Below are 2,952 nucleotides of genomic sequence, written 5' to 3' on the forward strand. Positions count from 1 at the left end.
CAATAACCGAGTAATCGCCATTTTAGGTTAAGTTAATAAGGGCGCACGGTGGATGCCTTGGCACTAGGAGCCGAAGAAGGACGGGACTAACTCCGATATGCTCCGGGGAGCTGTAAGTAAGCGTTAATCCGGAGATTTCCGAATGGGGAAACCCACTGTCCGTAATGGGACAGTATCCCTGCCTGAATACATAGGGCAGGAGAAGGCAGACCCGGGGAACTGAAACATCTAAGTACCCGGAGGAAGAGAAAGCAATAGCGATTCCCTGAGTAGCGGCGAGCGAAACGGGAACAGCCCAAACCAGAAGGCTTGCCTTCTGGGGTTGTAGGACACTCTATACGGAGTTACAAAAGAACGAGGTAGGCGAAGAGGTCTGGAAAGGCCCATCAGAGAAGGTAACAATCCTGTAGCCGAAACTTCGTTCTCTCCAGAGTGGATCCTGAGTACGGCGGAACACGTGAAATTCCGTCGGAATCCGGGAGGACCATCTCCCAAGGCTAAATACTCCCTAGTGACCGATAGTGAACCAGTACCGTGAGGGAAAGGTGAAAAGCACCCCGGAAGGGGAGTGAAAGAGAACCTGAAACCGTGTGCCTACAAGTAGTCAGAGCCCGTTTATGGGTGATGGCGTGCCTTTTGTAGAATGAACCGGCGAGTTGCGATTTCATGCGAGGTTAAGCCGTAAAGGCGGAGCCGCAGCGAAAGCGAGTCTGAACAGGGCGAATGAGTATGAGGTCGCAGACCCGAAACCAGGTGATCTACCCATGTCCAGGTTGAAGGTAAGGTAACACTTACTGGAGGACCGAACCCACGTACGTTGAAAAGTGCGGGGATGAGGTGTGGGTAGCGGTGAAATTCCAATCGAACCTGGAGATAGCTGGTTCTCTCCGAAATAGCTTTAGGGCTAGCCTCAAGGGAAGAGTTTTGGAGGTAGAGCACTGTTTGGACTAGGGGCCCCCATCGGGTTACCGAATTCAGACAAACTCCGAATGCCAAAAACTTATCCTTGGGAGTCAGACTGCGAGTGATAAGATCCGTAGTCAAGAGGGAAACAGCCCAGACCACCAGCTAAGGTCCCCAAGTATACGTTAAGTGGAAAAGGATGTGGAGTTGCTTAGACAACCAGGATGTTGGCTTAGAAGCAGCCATCATTGAAAGAGTGCGTAATAGCTCACTGGTCGAGTGACTCTGCGCCGAAAATGTACCGGGGCTAAACGTATCACCGAAGCTGTGGATGGACACCTCTAGGTGTCCGTGGTAGGAGAGCGTTCTAAGGGCTGAGAAGCTGGACCGTAAGGACCAGTGGAGCGCTTAGAAGTGAGAATGCCGGTATGAGTAGCGAAAGAAGGGTGAGAATCCCTTCCACCGAATGCCTAAGGTTTCCTGAGGAAGGCTCGTCCTCTCAGGGTTAGTCGGGACCTAAGCCGAGGCCGAAAGGCGTAGGCGATGGACAACAGGTTGATATTCCTGTACCACCTCTTTACCATTTGAGCAATGGGGGGACGCAGGAGGATAGGGCAAGCGCACAGTTGGTTGTGCGTCCAAGCAGTTAGGCCGGTGACGAGGCAAATCCCGTCACCATCAAGGCGGAGCTGTGACGGCGAGGGAAATATAGTACCGAAGTTCCTGATTCCACACTGCCAAGAAAAGCCTCTAGCGAGGTAAAAGGTGCCCGTACCGCAAACCGACACAGGTAGGCGAGGAGAGAATCCTAAGGTGAGCGAGTGAACTCTCGTTAAGGAACTCGGCAAAATGACCCCGTAACTTCGGGAGAAGGGGTGCTCTTTGGGGTGCATAGCCCTGAGGAGCCGCAGTGAATAGGCCCAGGCGACTGTTTAGCAAAAACACAGGTCTCTGCGAAGCCGCAAGGCGAAGTATAGGGGCTGACGCCTGCCCGGTGCTGGAAGGTTAAGAGGAGGGGTTAGCTCACGCGAAGCTCTGAATTGAAGCCCCAGTAAACGGCGGCCGTAACTATAACGGTCCTAAGGTAGCGAAATTCCTTGTCGGGTAAGTTCCGACCCGCACGAAAGGCGTAACGATCTGGGCACTGTCTCAACGAGAGACTCGGTGAAATTATAGTACCTGTGAAGATGCAGGTTACCCGCGACAGGACGGAAAGACCCCGTGGAGCTTTACTGCAGCCTGATATTGAATTTCGGCACAGCTTGTACAGGATAGGTAGGAGCCTTTGAAACCGGAGCGCCAGCTTCGGTGGAGGCGTCGGTGGGATACTACCCTGGCTGTGTTGAACTTCTAACCCTCACCCGTGATCCGGGTGGGAGACAGTGTCAGGCGGGCAGTTTGACTGGGGCGGTCGCCTCCTAAAAAGTAACGGAGGCGCCCAAAGGTTCCCTCAGAATGGTTGGAAATCATTCGCAGAGTGTAAAGGCACAAGGGAGCTTGACTGCGAGACCTACAAGTCGAGCAGGGACGAAAGTCGGGCTTAGTGATCCGGTGGTTCCGCATGGAAGGGCCATCGCTCAACGGATAAAAGCTACCCCGGGGATAACAGGCTTATCTCCCCCAAGAGTCCACATCGACGGGGAGGTTTGGCACCTCGATGTCGGCTCATCGCATCCTGGGGCTGTAGTCGGTCCCAAGGGTTGGGCTGTTCGCCCATTAAAGCGGTACGCGAGCTGGGTTCAGAACGTCGTGAGACAGTTCGGTCCCTATCCGTCGCGGGCGCAGGAAATTTGAGAGGAGCTGTCCTTAGTACGAGAGGACCGGGATGGACGCACCGCTGGTGTACCAGTTGTCTTGCCAAAGGCATCGCTGGGTAGCTATGTGCGGACGGGATAAGTGCTGAAAGCATCTAAGCATGAAGCCCCCCTCAAGATGAGATTTCCCTTAGCGCAAGCTAGTAAGATCCCTGAAAGATGATCAGGTAGATAGGTTCGGGGTGGAAGCGTGGCGACACGTGGAGCTGACGAATACTAATCGATCGAGGACTTA

The 2,952-nt window shown here is 53.8% G+C and carries 1 rRNA gene; it reads left to right on the forward strand.

What is annotated here, in order from left to right:
- Positions 1 to 25: 25 nt before the first annotated feature.
- Positions 26 to 2,952, forward strand: a 23S ribosomal RNA gene (locus F9802_RS19400); the annotation flags it as partial.

It is taken from the genome of Bacillus aerolatus, assembly GCF_009183655.1.
Taxonomy (GTDB): domain Bacteria; phylum Bacillota; class Bacilli; order Bacillales; family Domibacillaceae; genus Pseudobacillus; species Pseudobacillus aerolatus.